Origin of the sequence: Rhodovastum atsumiense (genome assembly GCF_937425535.1) — a bacterium.
GTDB lineage: Bacteria > Pseudomonadota > Alphaproteobacteria > Acetobacterales > Acetobacteraceae > Rhodovastum > Rhodovastum atsumiense.
Genome location: NZ_OW485601.1, coordinates 2,000,352 through 2,015,953 on the forward strand (window position 1 = coordinate 2,000,352; position 15,602 = coordinate 2,015,953).

17 protein-coding genes are annotated in these 15,602 nt (G+C 69.1%); 8 read left to right on the forward strand and 9 right to left on the reverse strand.

Translation table 11 applies throughout. From position 1 onward, the window contains the following. Positions 1–5 precede the first annotated feature (5 nt). The 6 genes from NBY65_RS09045 to NBY65_RS09070 form a co-directional block, all read right to left on the reverse strand. Complete coding sequence (locus NBY65_RS09045; RefSeq protein WP_150039843.1) at positions 6–461, reverse strand: GAF domain-containing protein; 456 nt, start codon at positions 459–461, stop codon at positions 6–8. Beyond that, on the reverse strand, positions 461–844 hold the full coding sequence (locus NBY65_RS09050; protein WP_150039840.1) for a winged helix-turn-helix domain-containing protein: 384 nt from the start codon (positions 842–844) through the stop codon (positions 461–463). Before NBY65_RS09050 ends, NBY65_RS09045 begins: the two co-directional genes overlap by 1 nt. Positions 845–887: 43 nt before the next feature. Further along, positions 888–1,196: a hypothetical protein gene (locus NBY65_RS09055; RefSeq protein WP_150039838.1), complete on the reverse strand. Its 309-nt coding sequence runs from the start codon at positions 1,194–1,196 to the stop codon at positions 888–890. A gap of 171 nt (positions 1,197–1,367) precedes the next feature. After that, the gene (locus NBY65_RS09060) at positions 1,368–1,832 is read right to left on the reverse strand and encodes a cyclic nucleotide-binding domain-containing protein (protein WP_150039836.1); all 465 of its coding nucleotides are present in this window, start codon (positions 1,830–1,832) and stop codon (positions 1,368–1,370) included. A gap of 394 nt (positions 1,833–2,226) precedes the next feature. Then, positions 2,227–3,237 (reverse strand): SDR family oxidoreductase, encoded by a 1,011-nt coding sequence (locus NBY65_RS09065; protein WP_150039834.1) that lies wholly within the window; start codon positions 3,235–3,237, stop codon positions 2,227–2,229. Between the two features lie 28 nt (positions 3,238–3,265). Continuing rightward, on the reverse strand, positions 3,266–5,053 hold the full coding sequence (locus NBY65_RS09070; RefSeq protein ID WP_150039832.1) for a thiamine pyrophosphate-requiring protein: 1,788 nt from the start codon (positions 5,051–5,053) through the stop codon (positions 3,266–3,268). A 443-nt stretch (positions 5,054–5,496) separates the two neighbouring features. Here NBY65_RS09070 and glf point away from each other — a divergent pair, with 443 nt between their 5' ends. Genes glf through NBY65_RS09085 form a run of 3 tightly spaced genes read left to right on the forward strand, consistent with a single transcriptional unit; the run spans position 5,497 to position 8,872 of the window. Further along, positions 5,497–6,651 carry a UDP-galactopyranose mutase gene (gene glf, locus NBY65_RS09075; protein ID WP_150039830.1) on the forward strand — a complete coding sequence of 385 codons (1,155 nt, stop codon included), beginning with the start codon at positions 5,497–5,499 and terminating at the stop codon, positions 6,649–6,651. Positions 6,652–6,670: 19 nt separating this feature from the next. Continuing rightward, on the forward strand, positions 6,671–7,579 hold the full coding sequence (locus NBY65_RS09080; protein WP_150039828.1) for a DUF707 domain-containing protein: 909 nt from the start codon (positions 6,671–6,673) through the stop codon (positions 7,577–7,579). A gap of 18 nt (positions 7,580–7,597) precedes the next feature. Beyond that, positions 7,598–8,872, forward strand: coding sequence for a flippase (locus NBY65_RS09085; RefSeq protein WP_150039826.1), 1,275 nt, complete (start codon positions 7,598–7,600; stop codon positions 8,870–8,872). A gap of 39 nt (positions 8,873–8,911) precedes the next feature. Here NBY65_RS09085 and NBY65_RS09090 read toward each other — a convergent pair whose 3' ends face one another. Further along, positions 8,912–9,079, reverse strand: a complete 168-nt coding sequence (locus NBY65_RS09090; RefSeq protein ID WP_162530455.1) for a hypothetical protein — start codon at positions 9,077–9,079, stop codon at positions 8,912–8,914. 438 nt (positions 9,080–9,517) lie between these two features. On the opposite strand from NBY65_RS09090, the gene NBY65_RS09095 reads away from it, so the two are divergent. Genes NBY65_RS09095 through NBY65_RS09110 form a run of 4 tightly spaced genes read left to right on the forward strand, consistent with a single transcriptional unit; the run spans position 9,518 to position 13,602 of the window. Next, on the forward strand, positions 9,518–11,257 hold the full coding sequence (locus NBY65_RS09095) for an alkaline phosphatase (RefSeq protein WP_150039825.1): 1,740 nt from the start codon (positions 9,518–9,520) through the stop codon (positions 11,255–11,257). Then, complete coding sequence (locus NBY65_RS09100; RefSeq protein WP_150039823.1) at positions 11,254–11,703, forward strand: hypothetical protein; 450 nt, start codon at positions 11,254–11,256, stop codon at positions 11,701–11,703. Before NBY65_RS09095 ends, NBY65_RS09100 begins: the two co-directional genes overlap by 4 nt. Continuing rightward, positions 11,681–12,370: an ABC transporter ATP-binding protein gene (locus tag NBY65_RS09105; RefSeq protein WP_150039821.1), complete on the forward strand. Its 690-nt coding sequence runs from the start codon at positions 11,681–11,683 to the stop codon at positions 12,368–12,370. The genes NBY65_RS09100 and NBY65_RS09105 overlap by 23 nt, the downstream gene beginning before the upstream one ends. Continuing rightward, positions 12,367–13,602: an FtsX-like permease family protein gene (locus NBY65_RS09110; protein WP_239002705.1), complete on the forward strand. Its 1,236-nt coding sequence runs from the start codon at positions 12,367–12,369 to the stop codon at positions 13,600–13,602. The genes NBY65_RS09105 and NBY65_RS09110 overlap by 4 nt, the downstream gene beginning before the upstream one ends. Before the next feature lie 35 nt (positions 13,603–13,637). Here the strand turns inward: NBY65_RS09110 and NBY65_RS09115 are convergent, their stop codons facing one another. Both NBY65_RS09115 and NBY65_RS09120 read right to left on the reverse strand, forming a co-directional pair. Next, positions 13,638–13,862 carry a hypothetical protein gene (locus NBY65_RS09115; protein WP_150039819.1) on the reverse strand — a complete coding sequence of 75 codons (225 nt, stop codon included), beginning with the start codon at positions 13,860–13,862 and terminating at the stop codon, positions 13,638–13,640. A 64-nt stretch (positions 13,863–13,926) separates the two neighbouring features. After that, positions 13,927–14,235, reverse strand: a complete 309-nt coding sequence (locus NBY65_RS09120; RefSeq protein ID WP_150039817.1) for a hypothetical protein — start codon at positions 14,233–14,235, stop codon at positions 13,927–13,929. 242 nt (positions 14,236–14,477) lie between these two features. Here NBY65_RS09120 and NBY65_RS09125 point away from each other — a divergent pair, with 242 nt between their 5' ends. After that, on the forward strand, positions 14,478–15,599 hold the full coding sequence (locus NBY65_RS09125) for an RMD1 family protein (protein WP_150039815.1): 1,122 nt from the start codon (positions 14,478–14,480) through the stop codon (positions 15,597–15,599). Positions 15,600–15,602 lie beyond the last annotated feature (3 nt).

Sequence of the window (15,602 nt, forward strand, 5' to 3'; positions counted from 1 at the left end):
GCCGGTCAGGCGCCGAGCGAAGCGGTCCAGAGCCGCGCCACCGCCTCGAACAGGAGGCGCTCGGCCTCCCCGAAGCGGTCGGGGCGCGGACTGTCGATGTCCAGCACGCCGAGCAGCGCGTCCGCGCGCAGCAGCGGGACCACGATCTCGGAGCGCGAGGCGGCGTCACAGGCGATATGCCCCGGGAAAGCGTGCACGTCCGGCACCACCACGGTGGCACGCCGCCGGGCGGCGGTGCCGCAGACGCCCCGGCCGAGCGGGATGCGCACGCAGGCGGGGCGCCCCTGGAAGGGCCCGAGCACCAGGTCCTCGCCCTTGAGGAAGTAGAACCCGGCCCAGTTGATGTCGGGCACGTGCTGCCAGATCGCCGCCGCGGCGTTGGCGGCGTTGGCGATCGGGTCGGTCTCGCCCGCGAACAGGCCGGAGAGGTCGCTCAGCAGGTCGTCGGCAGCTTCGTGCATCATGCCCCTCCGCAGGCGCGGTCGATGGCGGCGAGATGGCGCTCGGCCGCGCGCCGGCTGGCGGCCTCGATGGCGCGGTACTCGGCGACCACCGCCTCCCCGGCCGGGGTCAGGCGGGCGCCGCCCCCGCCGGCGCCGCCCGCGGCGGTGCTGACGACGGGCTGGCCGAGATGGCGGTTGAGATCCTCCACCAGTTCCCAGGCCCGGCGATAGGACATCTTGAGCGCGCGGCCGGCCGCCGAAATCGAGCCGACCCGGGCGATCTCCTCGAGCAGCGCGACCTTGCCCGGGCCGATGCGGGCCCCTGAGGCGAGGTCAATGCGGATGCTCAGCCGGTGGGCGGGCTGGCGACCGGCGACGGAACGGGATGGAAACGCGGACATGCGGGCACACCCAATCACGCCCGCGGATCGGGATCAATCCGGCTCACGGCCGCGGACGGCGCCGCTGCGGGAAGGGAATGATCTCGGCTTCCCGCCGTGGCGGGACAGCGGGGGGCGGAGGGGCGGCCGGCGGCGGGGCGGGGCGCGATGGACGCGGGGCCGGCATCCGGCCGGACCGTGAGGGGGGCGACGCGAAGGGCAGGCGGCCGTCCAGGCCCCGCCCCCCGGCATCCATCATGGCGTCGAGCCGGCGCCGTCGCCACCAGGCAAGGATGTCCGGTGCGAAATAGGCCAGGTAGTTCACCAGCCAGATCGCGATCGCCAGGCAGCCGAGAAGCCAGTTGCGCAGCATCCCGCTCCTTTCGCCCCGTCTCACCGGAGCAGGAGGCGGACAGCGCGATCTTCCATTCCCTGGCATGCGCCCGCCCCGCCATCCCAGGCCGGAGATGGCGATGGCCGGAAGGCCGCGCAAGCACGACGGGCGCCAGCCCGGCCCGGGCGGTGGCCTGCGACGCCGTCCGGATCAGACACGATGCGGGCTGTAGACGTCCAGCAGTTGCAGATGCGCCGCCTGCAGGCGCGAGACCAGCAACGGCACGAACCGCTTCATCAGCGCGTAGCCGACATCGGGATCGGCTTCGCATTTGCGGCGCAGGCAGATCGCATCGAAGCCGAGCGCGCGCACGCGGGTGGCGGCCCGCGCGTCGGAATTCCAGCGATACGGCGGCACCAGCCAGGAGGCGCCGACGATGTCGCCTTCGTGCAACGTGTTCAGCACCATCGTGAGGTGGCCGGGCGGATCGATCTCCAGCGCCACCTCGCCCTCGCGGATCAGATAGAAGGTGCGGGCCTCGGTGCCTTCGTGGAACAGGTAGTCACCGGCATGGAACACATGGTTGCGCGCGCAGGAAGCAATCAGGGCGGCAATGCGGGGGGACAGCCCGGAGAAGAACGGTTGGGCGAGCAGGATCTGGTCAAGCATTTCCATGGCGGTCCTCCTGGAAGGCTCTGGCCTCCGCGGTGATGCCGGTGCCCGCGGGCACCGGATGATGTGATGCCCGCAGCCACCGCAGCCGGGAGCCCTGAACGGCCCATGCCATGATGCGAGCTTGTACGACATTTCCGGCCGCCGGCACGAGCACGTCCTGGCGCTCGTTGCGGCCCACCGACAGAAAAGGGGAATGGCCGGAGACACCGGCCCCGTCACGTCCCGCCAGGCCGCAAGGCAACCCACCGTGGACGATGCGTACCACGGTCGGTCCTTCCAGCCCTGTCGGCCCAGGCACCGCAGTGCCCGTTGGCTGCGGCCCGGCTTGGGACATGCGGATCTCCCTGCCGGGTGCCGTGATCTTTTCGGCCCCGGCGCGGAACAGTCTAGCGGGTCAGGCCCGGTTGACCTTGACCTGTGTCAATCTCCGCGTGTGCCGGCGTGGCCAGAGGAAAGGCAGCATGGCGGCCCCGGTAAGGGCGGCGAGGCGCAGCACCGTCGGGTTGAAGACCGGAACCTCCGACCGCGCCAGGGCATCGAAACGGCCGTGCATCCGGTGCGGTGCCGGGCCGGGGACGAACAGGTTGCCGGGCTGCTCGCCTGCGACGCCGTCGGCGGTCATCTGGCCATCCCAGGCAGCGCGGCCAAGCACCCGGTCCAGCAGCCCGGGCACGGCCAGGGTGCCGAGAATGGATTGCAGGCTCGGCCAGCCGACCCAGAGCTCGCGCGGGCCGGCATCGGCGGCCCGCAGGATGGCGTGGGCGACCGCCTCGGGTTGATGCACCTGCCCCATCGGCCGGGGACGACGCGGCATGCGGTTGCGGGCCCAGTCGAATTGCGGGGTGTTGACGGCGGGCAACTGCACCATCGAGAGGCGGATGCGGCTGCGATCATGCGCCAGTTCGCAGCGCAGGGAATCGGTGAAGCCACGAATGGCGAACTTGGCCCCGCAATACGGCGCCTGCAGCGGAATCGCGCGATAGGACAGCGCCGAGCCGACCTGCACGATGCTGCCGCGATCGCGCGGGCGCATGTGGCGCAGCGCCGCGAGCGTGCCGTGCACGGTGCCCAGGTAGGTGACCTCGGTGGCGCGGCGGAACTCCTCGGGCGTGATCGTGGCCACCGGCGCGAAGATGGTGGCCATCGCGTCGTTCACCCAAACGTCGATGCCGCCGAAGGCCGCCACCGTGGCATCGGCGGCGGCGAACACCGCCTCGCTCTCGGCGACGTCGGCCGGCAGGGCGAGGACCTGCCCCGCCCCTTCCCGTTGCACATCCGCGCGCGTCGCCTCCAGTGGCGAAGGGTCGCGCGCGATCAGGGCCAGGTTGTCGCCACGATGGGCGAAGGCCATCGCCACCGCCCGGCCCACGCCGGCGGACGCGCCGGTCACGACCACGTTGCGCATCAGGTCACCCCACCATGCCCGGCACGGCTCAGCCGCGCCCGGGCAGGATGGTGCTGACGACTTCCCTGGCGGTATTGGCGAGCACGCTGCCGAGTTCCGGCTCTCCGCCCATGCTGGCCAGGAAGGCGCGCGCCTGCTTAAGGGTGATGTGCGGCGGCAGCGGCGGCACGTTGGGATCGGTGCGCGCTTCCAGCAGCACCGGGCGATCGGCGGCCCATGCCTCGTCCCAGGCTTCGGCGACGCGGTCCGGGTTGTCCACCAGCACGCCCTTGAAGCCGAGCAGCTCGGCATAGCGGTGATAGGCGAAGTCGGGCAGCTCCTGCGAACCGAGGAATTTCGGATCGCCCGCCATCACCCGCTGCTCCCAGGTCACCTGGTTGAGGTCGCGGTTGTTCAGCACCAGCACGACGAGGCGGGGATCGGCCCAGCGCTGCCAGTATTTCTGCACGGTGATCAGCACGTTCATGCCGTTCATCTGCATGGCGCCGTCGCCGACGATGGCCAGCACCGGGCGATCGGGATGGGCGAACTTCGCCGCCACGGCATAGGGCATGCCCGAGCCCATGCTGGCGAGCCCGCCGGAAAGCGAAGCCATCATGCCGCGCCGCAGCTTCACGTCGCGCGCGTACCAGTTGGTGTGCGAGCCGGAATCGCCGGCGATGATGACCCGATCCGGCAGGCGCGGCGAGAGTTCCCAGAACACGCGCTGCGGATTGAGCGGATCGGCCGCGTGCATGGCCCGCGCGCGCAGCACCTCCCACCACTCCGCGATCCCCTTGGAGATCTGCTCGCGCCAGGACAGGTCCTGCTTCTGCTCCAGCAGCGGCAGCAGCGCGCGCAACGTGGCGGCGGCATCCCCCTGCAGCATCACGTCCATGGGGTAGCGCAGGCTCAGCATCGCCGGATCGATGTCGATCTGCACGCCACGAGCCTGGCCTTCCTTCGGCAGGAACTCGGAATAGGGGAAGCCCGAGCCGATCATGAACAGCGTGTCGCAGCCCTGCATCATGTCCCAGGACGGCCTGGTGCCGAGCAGGCCGATCGAACCGGTGACGAAAGGATGGTCGTCCGGCACGGCGGCCTTGCCGAGCAGCGCCTTGGCGATGCCCGCGCCGAGCCGGTCGGCGACGGCGAGCACCTCGTCGGTCGCCCCCAGCGCGCCGGCCCCCACCAGCATGGCGACCTTGCGCCCGGCATTGAGCAGCGCGGCGGCATCACGCAACTGCGCTTCCGAGGCGACCACCTGCTGGGGCACATAGCCCAGGCCGGAATGGATGGTGCCGTGCGTGCGCGGCGGCGTTTCCACCGCATCGAGCTCCTGCAGGTCGTTGGGCAGGATCAGGCAGGTGACGCGGCGCTCGGCCCAGGCGATGCGCATGGCGCGATCCACCAGATGGCGGATCTGCTCGGGAACGCTCGCCTGCTGCACGAAGGCGCCGGCAACGTCCTTGAACAGGGTCGCAAGGTCCACCTCCTGCTGATAGTGCCCGCCGAGGGCGGCGCGCGCCTGCTGGCCGACGATGGCGAGCACGGGCATGTGGTCGAGTCGCGCGTCGTACAGGCCGTTCAGCAGGTGGATCGCACCCGGCCCCGAGGTCGCGAGGCAGACCCCGACCTCACCGGTGTATTTCGCGTGCGCGCAGGCCATGAAGGCGGCCATTTCCTCGTGGCGCGCCTGGATGAAGTCGATCTGTTCGCGGGCACGGTCGAGTGCGCCGATCAGGCCGTTGATGCCGTCGCCGGGATAGCCGTAGACCCGGCGCACGCCCCAGCCATGCAGGCGTTGCCACAGGAAATCACCAACCGTGCTGGCCATGGCGCGCGCTCCCCCCGAAGCCCGGCCATGGCACGAAGCAATGGAATCGCCCCGACCGATCCGGGCCGTTGCGGCCAGAACGCCGGGGCCGTGCGGGCAGTTGCTCAACGGCGGGGGTTCAACGCAGAGCCCGGAGAAGGCACGGCCGGCACAGATGGGCGTAGCGGGATTCAGTCCCGCACATGAACCCGCGCATGAAGGTCGCCACCGGTGATCGGATCGGGGCCAGTGATGCCAATCGGTTGCAAATCAACCGGATCACTCTTTCAGCGACCAGTAACTATCAACCAATGGTGCAGGCTCGCGTAATCGGGAACCCAAGGATGTGTTGCAAAAGATTGCAAAAGATTGCAGAGCATCTCTGCTACATGTAATTAACGATCAATACGTTCGAGACTCAGAGCATAGAATGCCAATTCATTTAGATCCATACGAAATTGCACATGAATAATTTGTCAGAATTCCGATTCATTGTTGTCGGCAGTGGTTTTTTTGGCGCCGCAATGGCTGAGCGCATCGCCACAATCCTGCGCGAGCCCGTTCTTGTGCTGGAACGACGCCATCATCTCGGAGGCAACTCCTACTCCGTGCCGGATCCCGAGACCGGCATCGAGATCCATCCCTACGGATCGCACCTGTTCCACACATCCAGCGACGCGGTCTGGCAATGGATCGGGCGGTTCTCCCGCTTCACCCATTACCGTCACCGCGTGTTCACCCGCTACCGGGGGCGGACCTATACGATGCCGATCAACCTGATGACGCTGAACACGCTGTTCGGCCTCGACCTGACCCCGGAACAGGCCCGGGGCTTCCTGGCCGGGGAGGCGGCGCGTGAGCCCTATCCCGATCCCGCCAATCTCGAGGAAAAGGCCATCTCCCTGGTCGGGCGCCGTCTGTATGAAGCCTTCATCAAAGGCTACACCGCCAAACAGTGGGAAACCGACCCGCGCGAACTGCCGGCGGACGTGATCACCCGGCTGCCGGTGCGGCTCAACTACAACGATTTTTACTTCAACGATATTTACGAGGGCCTCCCGGTCGATGGCTATCACGCGATATTCGATCGTATTTTCGCCAATTCATTGATTCACGCAGTCACCAACTGCGACTTCTTCGACGTACGCGCGTTGCTTCGGCCGGATGCAATCGTGATCTATACCGGGCCGATCGACCGTTACTTTGACTATTGCTGTGGGCGCCTGTCCTGGCGGACGCTGGATTTCCAGATCGAGCGCCCGCCGGTGGCGGACTGGCAGGGGACAGCCGTGGTGAACTACGCCGAGCAGGACGTGCCCTTCACGCGTATCCACGAATTCCGCCACCTGCACCCGGAGCGGCGCTACCGCTGCGACCGTACCGTCATCATGCGCGAATATTCGCGCTTCGCCACCGCCACCGACGAACCCTACTACCCCGTGAACACGCCGGCGGACCGGCGCATCTACGACCAGTACGCCGCCCTCGCCGCGCAGGAAACACAGGTGGTGTTCGGCGGGCGGCTCGGCACCTACCGCTATCTCGACATGCACCAGGCGATCGGCGCCGCGCTCAAGGCCTTCGAGCGCGAGGTGATGCCGCTTGTCGTCCCGGCCTGAGCGAAGGCGGCAGCGCCCCATGGCCGCCCGCGACAACCTCGTCATCGTGCGGGCCGGCGACGCGTCGCTGCACCCGGCCTGGCTGGCCGGCGCCACGCGCCGGAACTGGGACCTGGTGGTCAGCTACTACGGCGACGATCCGGATCGTTTCCGCGCCCCCGACGTGCTGCGGCTGGACACCAAGGGCCCGAAATGGCCGGCGCTGCATGCCCTGTTGACCCGCCACCCGGAATTCACCACCGGCTACCGCTATATCTGGCTTCCGGATGATGACCTGATGACATGCGGGGCCGAGATCGACCGCATGTTCGACATCTGCCGCGACTGGCAACTGGAAGTGGCACAGCCGGCCCTGACCTGGAACAGCTACATCAGCCACCCGATCACACTGCGCAATGCCGGCACCCTGCTGCGCTTCACCGATTTCGTCGAGATCATGGCGCCTTGCCTGTCAGCGCCGACGCTGCAGCGGGCATTGCCGCTGTTCGATGCCAGCCTGAGCGGCTGGGGCATCGACCATGCATGGCCACGCATCGTCCACGATCCCGCACGCGGCATCGCAGTGATCGACGCCGTGAGCGTGCGCCACACACGGCCGGTAGGCGGGCCGAACTACCAGAGCCTGCGTGCGGCCGGACTCTCCGCGGACGAGGAAAAGGCCCGGTTCTGCGAGGCACTCGGGCTTGCCCATGACGTGAAGCCCCGCACGCATGCGGCCGTGGCCCGGAACGGGACGCCGCTGCGGCCAACGATGGGCCGGATGGAACTGACGCTGCGCCTGCTGCTCGGGACCCTCCCGTCACTCTGGCATACCCCCATGGCACGACGCCCCCTGGCCCGCGAGATCCTGCGCGGCAGTTGGCGCACGGCAAGCAAGCCGCCGGCCGCGCCAGCCACCGCCGATCCGGCGGTGCATCACGCCGACTGAAGGAGAGGCACCGAATCCATGCGGGGCCCGCTGCTGCGCAACCTTGCCGCCATGTTCGCCTGGCAGGGCATGAGCTACGTCCTGCCGCTGATCACCCTGCCCTATCTCGCCCGCACGCTGCTGCCGGGGCAGTATGGCGTGCTGGGCTTCGTCAACAGCATCATCGCCTATTTCGTCCTGTTCACCGGCTGGGGATTCGGGCTGAGCGCCACCCAGCAGGTCGCGGCGCGGCGCCACGACCCGGCGGCGCTGACCGAGATCTTCTGGAACACCATGTTCGCCAAGGCCTGCCTGGGCGTGGTGTCGCTGCTGCTGCTGGCCGGGCTGGTCGTGGCGGTGCCGGCGCTGCGCCCTTATGGCGTGGTCCTGTTGCTGGGCTGGCTGCAGGTGCTCGGCAGCATCATGACGGCGGACTGGTTCCTGCAGGGGCTTGAACTGATGGGACGCTTCGCCACCGCGGCGATGATCGGCCGCGCGGTGCCGATTCCCTTCATCTTCCTGCTGGTACACGGCCCCGCGGACGTGGGCATGGCGGTGTTCCTGCAGGCACTGGCCAGCATCGTCGCGGGGGGCGTTTCGCTGCACATGGCCGCGCGGACCGGGCGGATCGGACGGCCTGCGCTGTCCTGGCGGCGCATGTGGCACTACCTGCGGGAAGGCGCCGCGCTGTTCCTGTCCTCGGCGGCGACGACGCTGTACATCAACCTCAATACCATCATGGTCGCGGCGATCGCGGGGCCGGTGCAGGCGGGGCTGTTCGTCGGCGCCGACAAGCTCCGCAACGCCGTGCAGGGGCTGATCACACCGGTGAGCCTGGTGATGTACCCGCATCTGGCAGGATTGGCGGCGCAGGACCGGGGAGCCATGCTGGCGATGGTGGGGCGCCTGCTGCGATGGCAGGGGGCCTTCACCGCCGCCCTGTCGGTCGCGACCTGGGTGTTCGCGCCGCTGGCGGTGCGCCTGCTGCTCGGGCGCGACTTCGCCGACGCGGTGGACGTGCTGCGGGCGCTGGCCCCCGTGCCGTTCCTGGTGGGGCTGAGCAACGTGCTGGGCATCCAGTTGCTGCTGCCACTGGGCCACCGCCGCGATTTCCTGCTGATGGTGGCGCTGCCGGGAACCACGAGCCTGCTCTACATGCCCTGGCTGGCCTGGCAGTACGGCGCGGTCGGGGTGGCCGCGGCCCTCACGGTGACCGAGATGATCGTCAACCTGGTGGCGGTGGCGCTGCTCTACCGGCGTCGTGACGAATTGCGGGGACTGTTCGGCCCCCGCCCGCAACCGTTCCCCGCCTGAGGCCGGATCACAACGGTCCCGGCCACCCAGGAACGGGATTCAATCGGTCGCTGCCGCCTTGCGTGCGGCCACGGCCTGCGCGGTCGCCTCCAGCAGGACCCTGAGTTGCTGCGGAGTCACACCATCGCTGTCCATCACCAAACGGATCAGCGGGTCCGTCAGCATGCTCTCGTAGGACAGTTCCCGGTCCGCGTCGGGGTACGTCATGCTTCCCTCCGGCTCGTCACGAGTAAGGCGATCGGCACATCACGGCTGCCAGGGATCCCTGGCCGAAACACACGGGCATTCTCGTTTCCACGTCATGGCGGTTTTATGGCAGCATGAGGCATTCGCGTGGCGAGAGTTCCCATGAACATCAGCGCATTGTCGCAAGATCCTGAGAAAACAAGGGGCTGCCGGCATCATGCCCGACCGAAAATTCTCAAGACGGCGAATAGTTAACGGTAATCACACATTTTTTGATCATTACGGCAGGCCGGCCGGAGGGGGAGAAATGCCGGCCATCCGTACCGACTCCGCGGGGCCGGCACGCAGGGGTAACGGTCGCATTGTCATCGAAACTTCTTGGTTCGCCCCTGCCTGGCTCCGGGCGGCTCGCTTATTCCTACCGGCCTTCCTGTGCCAACCAAGGTCGGACATCACTGCATGCTCAAGTCGAGACTTGCCTCGGCGGCCCTGCTGGCCTGCGCCGTCGCCCCGGCGGTCCACGCCCAGACCATCTACCCGCTGAACCGCGCCGAGATCCTTTCGGGCGCGAAATTCGACTTCAAGGTCGAGTTTCCAGGCGCCCCCGCGCAGAACGAGGTGAAGGTCACGATCAACGGCCGCGACCCCGCCGCGGTGTTCGGCAAGCCCGCGAGCTTCGTGCAGCGCGAGGACGGGCAGGATTATTCCGCCTATGTCATCCGCGACGTGAAGCTGACCGGCGCCACGCACTACAAGGTGGAGGCCTCGGCGGGCGGCAGCAGCGCGAGCGTCGGCTGGGACGTGTTCGACACGAAGCGCCCCCGCGCGGCGAAGAACGTGATCCTGTTCATCGGCGACGGGCTGTCGGTCGCCCATCGCACCGCGGCGCGCATGCTCTCCAAGGGCATCGCCGAGGGCCGCTACGGCGGCGAACTGGCAATCGACGACATGCCGCACATGGCGCTGGTCTCCACCTCGGGCACCGACTCGATCGTGACCGACAGCGCCAACGCCATGAGCGCCTACACCACCGGCCACAAATCCTGCGTCAATGCGCTCGGCGTCTACTGCGCGCGCAACAAGAACACGCTGGAACACCCGAAGGTCGAGACCCTCGGCGAGATCGCCCGGCGCAAGGGGCTGGCGGTCGGCGTGGTGACCAACACCGAGATCGAGGACGCCACCCCCGCCGGCATGGTGGCGCATACCCGCCGCCGCGCCGACTACAACGACATCGTGCGGATGTTCTGGGAGGTGAAGCCCGAGGTGATCATGGGCGGCGGCTCGCCGAACTGGCTGGCCAAGTCCACCCCGGGCTCGAAGCGCACCGACGAGACCGACTATATCGGCCTGTTCGAGAAGGCGGGCTGGAAGTTCGCCTCCACCCAGACCGAGATGAAGGACGCGGCGCAGGGCGGGGCCACCAAGCTGCTCGGCCTGTTCAACACCGGCAACATCGACGGCGCGCTGGACCGGTTCTTCCTGAAGAAAGGCACCGTCGCCCGCTTCCAGGACCAGCCCGACCTGACCGACCAGGTGCGCGCCGCGCTGGACATCCTGCAGAAGAACCAGAAGGGCTTCGTGCTGATGGTCGAGTCCGGGCGGATCGACAAGTACAGCCACTCGCTGGATGCCGAACGCGCCATCTACGACACCATCATGCTCGACAACGCGGTGAAGCTGGCCAAGGACTGGGCGGCCGCGCATGGCAACGACACCATGATCGTGGTGGTCGGCGACCATGGCCACCCGGTGTCGGTCATCGGCACCTATGACGACGCCCGCGGCGAAACCCCGCGCGAGAAGCTCGGCACCTATGCCGAGGCGGGCTATCCGAACTACCCGCCGGCCAACGCCCAGGGCTACCCCGAAAAGGTCGATGTCTCGCGCCGCCTGGGCTTCGTCTTCGGCAGCTATCCGGATTTCTGCTTCAACGCCCGGCCCTACCTGGATGGCGAGAACGTGCCGGCCGTCGCCGGCAGCAAGCCGGGAACCTACGTTGCCAACGAGAAATACTGCACCGCCCCGGGCGCGGTCCGCATCACCGGCAACCTGCCGGTGGACGCGAACTCGGGCGTGCATGCCGCCGACGACGTGGTGCTGACCGCGACCGGGCCGGGCAGCGAGCAGTTCCGCGGCCGCATCGACAACACCCGGGTGTTCCGGACGATCGCCACCGCCCTGACGCTCGGCGAGTGAGCGGCGGCGGCCTTCCCACGCGGCGCTCCCTTCTGGGGGGCGCCGCCCTGCTGGCGTCGCGGCCGGCCCGGGCCGAGGACGAGACGCTCACCTTCGAGACGCTCTACAGCGGCTGGGGGGTGCGTGGCCTGGTGTTCTCCGACCGGGTGAAGGCCCTGGCCGGCAGGCGGGTCGGCATGCGCGGCTACATGGCGCCGCCGCTGAAGGCCGAAAGCCCGTTCTTCGTGCTGACCCGCGAACCGCTGTCGCTCTGCCCCTTCTGCCAGTCCGACGCGGAATGGCCGGTCGACATCGTGGTGATCTATCTGCGCCGCGCCGGCACGCTGGTCGGCGCGGGCGAACCCGTCCGGGTGCTGGGGCGGCTGGACATCGGCTCCTGGACCGATCCGGAGAGTGGCTTTGTCAGCCTGTTGCGACTCGTCGATGCCGAGTACCGCCGCGCGTGAGGTCCCGCCGCTGCTGCTGCGCGACCTCGCGGTCGAATACCGCCAGCGCGAGGGCGTGCTGCGCGCCCTGACCATCGACCGGCTGGAAATCCCGCCGGGGACGCTGTGCGGCATCTCTGGCCCCTCGGGTTCGGGCAAGACCACGCTGCTGCACGCCGCCGGGGGCCTGCTGCACCCGCAGGCGGGCGAGATCAACTGGGGCGAGGACGACCTCGCACGCATGGGCGAAGCCGCGCGCGACCGCTGGCGGCGGCGCATGGCCGGCTTCGTCTTCCAGGATTTCCATCTGGTGCCGGAACTGACGGCGCTGGACAACGTGCTGCTTTCGGTCTGGTTCGGCAGTTGGTCGGCCCGCCGGCACACCACCCGCGCCGCCGGATTGCTGCGGGAGGTCGGCATCCCCGACCCGGCCCGCCGCGCCGGCCTGCTCTCGCGCGGCGAGCAGCAGCGCGTGGCGATCGCCCGCGCCTTGCTGCACCGCCCGGCGCTGATCCTCGCCGACGAGCCGACCGCGAGCCTCGATGCCGTCACCGGCGCCGCGGTCGCGGACCTGCTGGTGGCCAGCGCCCGCGCGGTCGGCGCGACGCTGCTCGCGGTCTCGCACGACGCCGCGCTGCTTGGCCGCATGGACGTGGTGCACCGCATCGACAAGGGCCGGTTGGCATGAACCCCTTCCCCATGGTCCGCGCCGACCTGCGCGCGATGCGCGGCAGCGCCATCGCCGTGGTGGTGCTGGTGGCGCTGGCCGTCGCCATCGGCATCGCCGTCGGCGCGCAGGAACGGGCGATCCGCCAGGGCACCGCGCGGGCCGCCGACGATTTCCCGCTGCTGGTCGGCGCGCCCGGCAGTCAGACGCAGTTGGTGCTCACCAGCGTGTTCCTGCAGCCCGAGGCATTGCCGCTGGTCGAGGGCGCCCTGCTGAACCGGCTCGCCGCCGATCCGCGGGTGGCCGGGGTCGCCCCGATCGCCTTCGGCGACATCGTGCGCGGCTGGCCGGTGGTCGGCACCACGCGCGACTTCGCCGCCCGCTGGGGCCGGCTCACCCCCACCGAGGGCCACCTGTTCGCGGCCGAGGACGAGGCCATCATCGGCGCCGATGTGCGCCTGCGACTCGGCGAGCGGGTGACGCCGTCGCACGGCACCGCCGGCCACGCCCATCCGGGCGAGGAAACCGAGGAGGAGCACGCGCATCGCCACGAAGGGGTGCAATACGAGGTGGTCGGCCGCCTGCCGCGCCTCGGCAGCCCCTGGGACCGCGCCATCCTGGTGCCGGTCGAAAGCGTGTGGGAAACGCATGGCCTGGGCAACGGCCATGAAGCCGATCCGGCGCCGCTCGGTCCGCCCTTCGAGGCCGGGCACGTGCCTGGCGTGCCGGCGCTTGTGGTGAAGCCTCGGGGCGTCGCCGATGCCTACGCCCTGCGCGCCCAGTACCGCCAGGGCGGCACCATGGCACTGTTCCCGGCCGAGGTGCTGGTGTCGCTGTATCGCACCGTCGGCGATGTGCGGGACGCGCTGGTGCTGGCCTCGGCGCTGAACAACCTGCTGGTGTTCGCCGCGGTGCTGTTGCTGAGCGTCACCCTGGTCAGCCTGCGCCGCCGCCGCTACGCCGTGCTGCGGGCGCTCGGGGCCCCGCGCGGCTATGTGCTGCTGGTCACCTGGCTCGGCGCCGCCAGCCTGCTCACTGCCGGCTGCGTGGCCGGACTGCTGACCGGCTGGGCGGCATCCTACGCCCTGTCCGAGGTGATCGCCGCGCAGACCGGCCTGCACCTGAGCGTGGCCCCCGGCTGGCCGGAACTGTCACTGACCCTGCTGCTCATCGGCGCCGGCAGCCTGCTCTCGCTTGCCCCGGCCCTCGCCGCCTGGCGGGCACCGGTCTCCGCAAGCCTGCGCGGCGGCTGATCGTGTTCCGCCGCACCGGTCCTTGCGGGGGAGCCTCAGAGCGATTCAGCCAGCGGCCGCCAGTCCAGCAGATCCTCCGACACCTCGTCGGACTGCCGATCCCATTGGCGCAGGCCCGATTTGTGATGGGCCACGGCCGCCGCCGCGTCATCGGCGGTGCGCCAGGCGCCGCGGCGGCGTCCCGAAAACTCCAGAAGCCAGTGACGCTCGACACTGACGAGGCGGACCGCGCCGCCCGAAGTCAGGAATTCATATGACATGCTTGCCTGCCACCCTTGCCGCCCGACCCGCCACATCACCCCGGCAGGTCGGCTGCCCGTCCGCTCAGGCCGGATTGCGCTCGCTCCATTCGGCGAAGATCCGTTCGAGCAACTCAACCTTCTTGCAGTCCTGCACCGCCGCGGCCCGCTTGAAGGCACGCCGGAAATCGGGCGCGACGCGGAAATTCAGCGGCTCGGTCCGCTCCTTGGACGGGGGGCTGGCGACCTTGCCCTCATGCTTGTGGTGCTTGCCCTTCCTGGCGGACGGCTCCGCTGGCGCGGCCTCGACGGCGTCCGGCGCCGGCGTGGCGCTCTCGGTGCGCCGGCTTGCGGATCGCTTCGGGGTCACGGATTCATCATCGGAGCGCGGCATCTGTCTGTTTCCTGTTGTCTGGCGTCTCGCCATCACCCGGCCGCCCGGCGGAGTGCACGGAAACGGCCCATGACGAGCACGATCCTTTCGATTCCGGACGGGTGGACTGACCCCACCCACCGACAGGTCAGCATAGGTCGCGCAGCATCTGGCGTGCAAGCGTGCAAACGTGCAATTGTGCCGGCGGGGCGATGCCATGCTGCCGCCCCCGGTCGCGGCCGGACTCCAGCAGTGGGGACATCATGTCGCGCAATGAACTGAAGGTGCAGTCCGGGCAGGTGGTCGTGCTGCGCCTGTTCGACGTCGCCTATGAAATCAACCTCCGCCGCGCCGAGGAATTGTGGGCGCAACGGGCCCAGGGCCCGAGCGCGCGCAGCCGGCTGGTCGGCACGCCCGCCAAGGCGGTCTCCTTCGGCGTGCCGCCGCTGGCGCTGGAGTTCGGTCCGCTCACCCTGGAGGTGGATGGCACATCGGTGCAGGCCATGGCGGGCCTGCGCCTGTACAATTTCGGCATCGTCGCCTTCGCGCTGCGGCTGCCGGTGCAGGACCTGCCCTGGAGCGACTTCACCCGGCTGGTCAATGCCACCCATGACGCGGTGGGGCCCGAGGCGAACAGCCCGGTCTGGGAGCGGCTGCTGAGCCAGATGCAGGAGCTGATCGGCGGGGCGCTCGACCGCCCCACCATCGCCCCCTTGCAGGAAGACTACCTGATCGCCCTGGCCGAATCCTTCGACGAGGCGGTGACGGCCGAGGCGCTGCAGGAACGCGTGGACCTGGTGCCGCTGCTCTCGGGCGAGCAGCGGCCGCTCTCGGAAGGCGCGCGACGCGATCTGCTGCGGCATCGCTTTTCGTACCATCCCGACGACTTCGTCGTGATCACCTGGGACCGCGCCTTCATCTACGAGCCACGGCACGAGACCGATGTCGCCGACGTGCTGGAAATCGCCAACGCCCAGCTTCTGGAAATGCGCACCTATGACGAGATGCTGGACGCGGAGATGCCGCGCATGCACGACCTGGTGGAAGCGGCCAGGGGCCGGGCCGACCTGCTCGCCGCCCGCCGTTATGCCCGGCTCGCCCGGCGGCTCTATGCCCTGGTGGCGGAAGTCACCGAACTGGCTGAACGCGTGGACAACGCGTTGCAGGTGACCGAGGACGTCTATCTCGCCCGCGTCTACGCGGCGGCGATCGAGCTGTTCCGGGTTCCCAATGTCAGCACCGCGGTGGATCGCAAGCTCGCCATCATCCGCGAGACCTACACGGCGCTGCACAGCGAGGCCGCGGGCAGCCGCGCCGAGTTGCTGGAAACCGCCATCCTGGTGCTGATCGCGGTCGAGATCGTGCTGTCGCTGGCGCGGCCCTGACCG

Excerpts from the sequence above, each read along its gene's own strand:
- NBY65_RS09045 (WP_150039843.1), bottom strand. The coding sequence starts at position 461 with ATGCACGAAGCTGCCGACGACCTGCTGAGCGACCTCTCCGGCCTGTTC.
- NBY65_RS09050 (WP_150039840.1), bottom strand. The coding sequence starts at position 844 with ATGTCCGCGTTTCCATCCCGTTCCGTCGCCGGTCGCCAGCCCGCCCAC.
- NBY65_RS09055 (WP_150039838.1), bottom strand. The coding sequence starts at position 1,196 with ATGCTGCGCAACTGGCTTCTCGGCTGCCTGGCGATCGCGATCTGGCTG.
- NBY65_RS09060 (WP_150039836.1), bottom strand. The coding sequence starts at position 1,832 with ATGGAAATGCTTGACCAGATCCTGCTCGCCCAACCGTTCTTCTCCGGG.
- NBY65_RS09065 (WP_150039834.1), bottom strand. The coding sequence starts at position 3,237 with ATGCGCAACGTGGTCGTGACCGGCGCGTCCGCCGGCGTGGGCCGGGCG.
- NBY65_RS09070 (WP_150039832.1), bottom strand. The coding sequence starts at position 5,053 with ATGGCCAGCACGGTTGGTGATTTCCTGTGGCAACGCCTGCATGGCTGG.
- glf (WP_150039830.1), top strand. The coding sequence starts at position 5,497 with ATGAATAATTTGTCAGAATTCCGATTCATTGTTGTCGGCAGTGGTTTT.
- NBY65_RS09080 (WP_150039828.1), top strand. The coding sequence starts at position 6,671 with ATGGCCGCCCGCGACAACCTCGTCATCGTGCGGGCCGGCGACGCGTCG.
- NBY65_RS09085 (WP_150039826.1), top strand. The coding sequence starts at position 7,598 with ATGCGGGGCCCGCTGCTGCGCAACCTTGCCGCCATGTTCGCCTGGCAG.
- NBY65_RS09090 (WP_162530455.1), bottom strand. The coding sequence starts at position 9,079 with ATGACGTACCCCGACGCGGACCGGGAACTGTCCTACGAGAGCATGCTG.
- NBY65_RS09095 (WP_150039825.1), top strand. The coding sequence starts at position 9,518 with ATGCTCAAGTCGAGACTTGCCTCGGCGGCCCTGCTGGCCTGCGCCGTC.
- NBY65_RS09105 (WP_150039821.1), top strand. The coding sequence starts at position 11,681 with ATGCCGAGTACCGCCGCGCGTGAGGTCCCGCCGCTGCTGCTGCGCGAC.
- NBY65_RS09110 (WP_239002705.1), top strand. The coding sequence starts at position 12,367 with ATGAACCCCTTCCCCATGGTCCGCGCCGACCTGCGCGCGATGCGCGGC.
- NBY65_RS09115 (WP_150039819.1), bottom strand. The coding sequence starts at position 13,862 with ATGTCATATGAATTCCTGACTTCGGGCGGCGCGGTCCGCCTCGTCAGT.
- NBY65_RS09120 (WP_150039817.1), bottom strand. The coding sequence starts at position 14,235 with ATGCCGCGCTCCGATGATGAATCCGTGACCCCGAAGCGATCCGCAAGC.
- NBY65_RS09125 (WP_150039815.1), top strand. The coding sequence starts at position 14,478 with ATGTCGCGCAATGAACTGAAGGTGCAGTCCGGGCAGGTGGTCGTGCTG.